Source organism: Mycobacterium intermedium (assembly GCF_002086275.1).
Lineage (GTDB): Bacteria > Actinomycetota > Actinomycetes > Mycobacteriales > Mycobacteriaceae > Mycobacterium > Mycobacterium intermedium.
Map to the genome: position 1 here is coordinate 1 of NZ_MVHT01000159.1, position 6,529 is coordinate 6,529.

The window sequence follows — 6,529 nt, forward strand, 5'->3', positions numbered from 1 at the left end:
GTTCCCGCCGGGCGCCCCCACACCCCCGTCGCCGCCAGCACCGCCGGCCTTACCCAGACCGGGATCGGCGGTGTTGCTCACCTCAACGCCGCCCTTACCGCCGTTACCGCCAGCCTGGCCGGGCACCGCGCCATCGCCGCCGTCGATCCCCGCCGTCGCGGTACCCGACGGCGGGGAATTGTCACCGTCAAAACCGTTGGGCGCAGGGGTCACCGGTGTTGGTGGCAAGGGCGGCACCGGCGGTACCGGTGCGAGTAAGGGCAGCGACGGCGTAGCGGGTACCGGACCGGACGGGGTGTTGGGCAACGGCGGTGCTGGCGGTAACGGGTTCAGCGCCACCGTTGTCGGTAGTGGTGACGGCGGTGCTGGTGGTGCCGGTGGGGCGGGCGGCAGTCACGGCAATGGTGGTGCTGGCGGTGCCGGTGGTAACGGTGCGGCGGGCGGGAACGGCGCAAAGGGTGTGGTGGGTAACGAGTCTGGCGGTAACGGTCAGGCGGGTGGCTCCGGTGGTGTCGGTGGGTTGTTCGGCGGCGCCGGCGCGTTCGGCGGAGCCGGCGGTGTCGGTGGCGACGGCGTGATCAACCAAGCGGGTGGCGACGGCGGAGCCGGCGGTGCCGGCGGCCAGAACCGGGCGTTGTTCGGCGGCGCCGGCGGGGCCGGTGGATCCGGAGGCGCCGGCGGGAACGGTGGCGCCGGATTGGAGGGCGATGCCGGCGGCGGTGTCGGCGGGGCCGGAGCGGCCGGCGGTAACGGCGGCGCCGGTGGGGCCGGCGGGGCCGACCGCGCGATCATGGGCGGCGTCGGCGGTGCCGGCGGTAATGGCGGGGTTGGCGGCCACGGCGGTACGGGTGGCAACGGTGGTACCGGCGTGGGCTTCGGCGTGGACGGCGGTAACGCCGGAGCCGGCGGAACGGGCGGCAATGGCGGTGCCGCCGGCATCGGTGGCACCGCGCCATTCGGTGCGCCGGGAGCCACGGGCGTGGCCGGGAACGGTGGCCAGGGCGGCACCGGTGGCATTGGCGGCCAAGGTGATATTGGCACCACGGGCAACAACGGAAAGGCAGGCGGCGCCGGCGGCGCCGGCGGGCAAGGCGGGCAGGGCGGCGCCGGTAACGGCGGCGTCAACGGTTCCGGTGGCGCCGGCGGCACCGGGGGCGCGGGCGGTCAGGGCGGCGCAGGCGCCGACGACACGCTCGGCGGCGCCGGTAGCGCTACCGACGGAGGCAGCGGCGGCGCGGGCGGCGCCGGCGGCAAGGGCGGCGCGGTAGGGATCGGCGGCATCGGCGGGACCGTCGGCGAGGCCGGCACCGGAGGTGCCGGAGGCACCGGGGGCGCGGGCGGCGCCGGCACGCTGGCCGGCTCCGACGGCGGCGACGGTGGCCAGGGCGGTCAGGGTGGCCAGGGTGGCCAAGGCGCCGACGCGACGGTCGGTACCAGCGGCCACACCGGCGGCATGGGGGGTCAAGGCGGTAAGGGCGGCCAAGGCGGCGCGTCCGCAAGCGGGGTTAACGGCGACGGTGGCGCCGGGGGTATCGGCGGTCAAGGCGGCCAGGGTGGCAACGGTTACGCCGACGACGGCCGCAACAACGCCACCGCCGGCGGCACCGGCGGGACCGGAGGTGCCGCGGGCCTCGGCGGGAACGCCGGCAATGGGACGGGTACCGCTGGCAATGCCGGCGCGACCGGTAGCGGCGGCAAAGGCGGGACCGGCGGCACCGGCGGGGCCGGTGCCCAGGGCGCGGCGTCCACCACTCCCGGCGCTGCCGGCGGGACCGGTGGCGATGGCGCTGCGGGCGGAAAGGGCGGCCAGGGTGGCGACGGCCTCGGCGGCACCAGGGGCGACGGCGGCCTCGGCGGCACCGGCGGAGCCGGCGGCAAGGGCGGTACCGGCTTCAACGGCACCGACAGCAATGCCGCCACCGACGGCGGCAAAGGCGGCAAAGGCGGTGCGGCAGGCGCCGGCGGAGATGTGGGCACCAACGGCACTGGCGGCGCCGCGGGCAGCGCGGGCACCGGGGGCGTCGGCGGTCAAGGCGGCACCGGCGGCGCCGGGGCCAACGGCGCCAACTCCACCACGTCCACCGAAGCCGGGAAGGCCGGCGGCGCCGGTGGGGCCGGCGGCCAAGGCGGGCAGGGCGGTGACGGCAACGGCGGCACCAACGGCAGCGGCGGCGCCGGCGGTCTCGGCGGCGCCGGTGGCCAGGGTGGCAAAGGCTTCAACGGCGTCGGAGACAACGCGGCCACGGCCGGCGGCCAGGGCGGCGCCGGCGGCAACGGTGGCGCGGGCGGTGCGACGGGCACCGGGGGCAGGGGCGGAACCGTGGGCGACGGCGGCGACGCCGGTGCTGGCGGTCACGGGGGCGCCGGCGGCACCGGTGCCGCCGGTACGGCTGGAAACCACGGTGGAGGCGGTGGTGCCGGCGGGGCCGGTGGCGCCGGCGGCATGGGCGGTAACGCCGGCGGAGCAGGCGGGAAGAGCGGCAGCGGCGGCGCGGGCGGCGCCGGTGGGGCTGGCGGCAAGGGCGGTGCGGGCTTCGACGGCACCGCCAGTGACGAGGCCACCGACGGCGGCCAGGGCGGCGCCGGCGGTGCCGGCGGCACCGGCGGGGTGGCCGGGTCGGTCGGCACCGGCGGCGTTGTGGGTGACGGCGGCGACGCCGGCGCTGGCGGTAACGGCGGTGTCGGCGGCGCTGGCGCTGCGGGTACCGCTGGAAAGGCAGGCGGTGCCGGTGGCGCTGGTGGCGACGGCGGCCAAGGCGGCCTAGGTGGCAGCGCCGGTGGAGCCGACGGAATCAGCGGTAACGGCGGCGCGGCCGGTAGCGGTGGGGCCGGCGGCAAGGGCGGGGCCGGCTTCGACGGCACCGCCAATGATGCGGCGACCGCCGGCGGCAAGGGCGGCGCCGGCGGCAACGGCGGGGTCGGCGGACTGGCCGGCGCCGTCGGCAAGGACGGGATCGTGGGCAACGGCGGTGACGCCGGAGCCGGTGGTGACGGTGGTGTCGGTGGTGTGGGCGCTGCGGGCACCGCAGGCAAAGCTGGTGGTGACGGCGGCGCGGGCGGGGCTGGCGGCGCTGGCGGAATCGGCGGTGACGCCGGTGGTGTGGACGGACTCAGCGGTGACGGCGGTTCAGCCGGTAAGGGCGGGGCCGGCGGCCAGGGCGGCGCGGGCTTTAACGGCACCGCTAACGAGGCAGCCACCGCGGGCGGCAAAGGCGGCGCCGGCGGCGACGGCGGGGTCGGAGGGGCGGCCGGAACGGTCGGCACCGGCGGGGTCGTCGGCAATGGCGGCGACGCCGGCGCCGGTGGTGAAGGTGGTGCCGGCGGCGCCGGGGCCGCGGCTGCGGCCGGCAAGGCCGGCGGTGACGGCGCCGCAGGCGGCGCAGGCGGCGCAGGCGGCCTAGGAGGCGACGCCGGTGGATCCGCTGGCGTCAGCGGCAAGGGCGGCAATGGTGGCGCCGGCGGGGTCGGCGGCCTCGGTGGCGCGGGCTTTAACGAGAACACCAACAACAGCGCAACCGCCGGCGGCAGCGGTGGTGCGGGTGGCGACGGTGGCGCGGCCGGAATGGCCGGCTCCGTCGGGACCGGCGGCACCTCGGGCGTTGCCGGCGCCGGTGGCGCCGGCGGGGACGGCGGCGTGGGCGGCAGCGCCACCAAGAGTGGCAGTGTGGCCGGCACCGGTGGTGCGGGCGGCAAAGGCGGCAACGGCGGGCAGGGTGCCGCCGGCCTGGCTGGCGACACCGGATCGATCGGTGGTGCAGGCGGCCAGGGCGGCCAGGGTGGCCAAGGCGGCAACGCCGTCACCGGCGCGACCAACGGCACCGGCGGCGCCGGTGGCGAGGGCGGCAAGGGTGGCCAAGGCGGCGCCGGGTACGACGACGACGGCAGTGACAACGCCACCGCCGGCGGCCAGGGCGGCCAGGGCGGCAAGGGCGGCCTGGGCGGCGCCGCCGGCACTGGCGGCATAGGCGGCACCGCGGGTGCGGCGGGCAACGGCGGCATCGGCGGCACCGGCGGTACCGGCGGCAATACCGACATCCTCGGCAACAAAGCAGGCGCCGGCGGCGCCGGCGGCACCGGTGGCGACGGCGCCCAAGGCGCCACCGCCACCATCGGCAACGTCGGCAGCGACGGCGGCGCCGGTGGGGCCGGCGGGCTCGGCGGCCAGGGCGGCACCGGCGTCGACCTCCACGGCGATGGCGGCACCGGCGGCACCGGCGGCAAGGGCGGCCAAGGTGGCACCGGGTTCAATGACGACGGCAGCAACAACGCCACACCCGGCGGCACCGGCGGCAAGGGTGGCGCTGCTGGTCTGGGTGGCGCCGCCGGCGGTGCCGGGGCGGCCGATGGCGCTGTGGGCACCGGTGGTGCTGGCGGCACGGGCGGCACCGGCGGGGCCGGTGCGCAAGGCGCCACCGGAACGGTCGGCAACAACGGCGGCACCGGCGGTAATGGCGCCGCGGGCGGCAAAGGCGGCCAAGGCGGCGACGGAAACGGCGGCACCGCGGGAGACGGTGGCCTGGGCGGCAAGGGCGGCGCGGGCGGCAAGGGCGGCACCGGGTACGCCGACGACGGCAACAACAACGCCACCGCCGGCGGTATGGGTGGTACCGGTGGCACCGCCGGACTTGGCGGCCTTGCCGGCGACCCGGGTACCGGAGGCACCGCCGGCGCCGACGGTAAGGCCGGTACTGGCGGGGACGGCGGTCAGGGCGGCACCGGCGGCGCCGGCGCGAAGGGCGCTACCGGCACCGCCAACAACCCGGGCGGCACTGGCGGCACCGGCGGCGCCGGCGGCCAGGGTGGCCTCGGCGGTGGCGGCAACGGCGGCACCAACGGCAACGGCGGGGCCGGCGGCGTCGGCGGCAAGGGCGGCCAGGGCGGCACCGGCTTCGCCGACGACGGCAGCAACAACGCCACCGCGGGTGGCACCGGTGGCACCGGGGGCGCCGGCGGCAAGGGTGGGGCGGCCGGATCCGGCGGCACCGGTGGTTCCGCGGGTGCTGCGGGTGACGGCGGGGCCGGCGGCGTCGGTGGCACCGGCGGCGCCGCGACCAAGGCAGGCAACACCGCGGGTGCGGGTGGTGCGGGTGGCAAGGGTGGCCAAGGTGGCCAGGGTGCCTCCGGCCCGTCCGGCGGGGCCGGCCTCTCCGGCGGTAAAGGCGGCGAGGGCGGCGCCGGGGGCCAGGGCGGCAACGCCGTCGCCGGCGCCACCAACGGCAACGGTGGTCAGGGCGGCCAAGGCGGCACCGGCGGCACCGGCGGCGCGGGCTTCAACGACAACGGCAGCGGCGACGCCGGCGACGGCGGCACCGGCGGGGCGGGCGGCAATGGTGGCGTGGGCGGAGCGGTCGGCACCGGCGGCACCGGCGGCACCGCGGGCAACGCGGGCGCCGGCGGCACCGGCGGCACGGGCGGCAAGGGCGGCGCCAACATCACCGACGGCGGCACCGCCGGTGCGGGCGGTCAAGGCGGAACCGCCGGTAAGGGCGGCGCGGCGACCGCAGGGACCAACGGCGGCGCAGGTGGTCAAGGCGGCCAAGGTGGTCAAGGCGGCGCCGACAACAGCGTCGGCGGCGGCACCGGCGGCAAGGGCGGTGCCGGAGGCGCCGGTGGCGAGGGCATCGCCGGCGGCGACAGCAACGCCTCCGGTGTTGTCGGTGGCACCGGTGGCGCGGGTGGTGCTGGCGGCGCAGGCGGCCAGGGTGGCAATTCGCTCAACGGCACCAACGGCAGCGGCGGTGAAGGCGGTGTCGGTGGCGAGGGTGGCGCCGGCGGCAAGGGCTTCGACGACACCGGCAAGGGCGGAGCCAGCGCTGGTGGTGTCGGCGGCACCGGTGGTCAAGGTGGTGCCGGTGGCGCGGTGGGTACCGGGGGCACCGGCGGCACCGCGGGTACGGCCGGCGCCGGTGGCAAGGGTGGCGCCGGTGGTGCCGGCGGCAGCACCACTCAGGCCGGCCTCACGGCCGCGGCCGGTGGCGCGGGCGGCAAGGGTGGCCAAGGCGGCGCCGACGGTGGCGCCGGCGCTGGCACCGGTGGCCAGGGCGGCGCCGGTGGCCAGGGCGGCAAGGCCGCGGACAACGGCATCGGCGGTGTGGGCGGCGTAGGTGGCATCGGCGGCACCGGCGGCAGCAGCACCTTGTCGAACGGCGGCACTGGCGGGCAGGGTGGCACCGGCGGTAACGGCGGCGACTCCGGCGCCAATGGCCAAGGCGGCAACGGCGGATTCGGCGGTACCGGGGGTGCCGGCGGCACGGGCAGCCTTGGCAACGATGGCGATGGTGGACTGCCCGGCGAGAGTGGCGGCATCCACACCGGCACTACCGGCGGCACCGGCGGCACCGGCGGCGCCGGCGGCGCCGGCTCGCCGTAGTCCGGGGAAGCTGCGGCCGCCTAGCGGACGTACGCCGTCGCCGAGTGTCACGCCAGCGTGGCGCTGCACGTCGAGTGCCGCGCCAGACGGTATGGGGGTATGGGCTGGGGCCTCGCTCACATGTGAACGTGGGTTACCGACAGGGTGGTCCTGGCCGGT

The 6,529-nt window shown here is 78.4% G+C and carries 1 protein-coding gene and 1 pseudogene; one reads left to right on the forward strand and one right to left on the reverse strand.

Annotation, left to right across the window (positions count from 1 at the left end; all coding sequences use genetic code 11):
* Positions 1–213: pseudogene (locus BST27_RS32780) on the reverse strand (hypothetical protein); the annotation flags it as partial.
* Here BST27_RS32780 and BST27_RS32785 point away from each other — a divergent pair.
* Positions 197–6,370 (forward strand): PE family protein, encoded by a 6,174-nt coding sequence (locus BST27_RS32785; RefSeq protein WP_170062393.1) that lies wholly within the window; start codon positions 197–199, stop codon positions 6,368–6,370. The pseudogene BST27_RS32780 and the gene BST27_RS32785 overlap by 17 nt on opposite strands.
* The last annotated feature ends 159 nt before the right edge of the window (positions 6,371–6,529 follow it).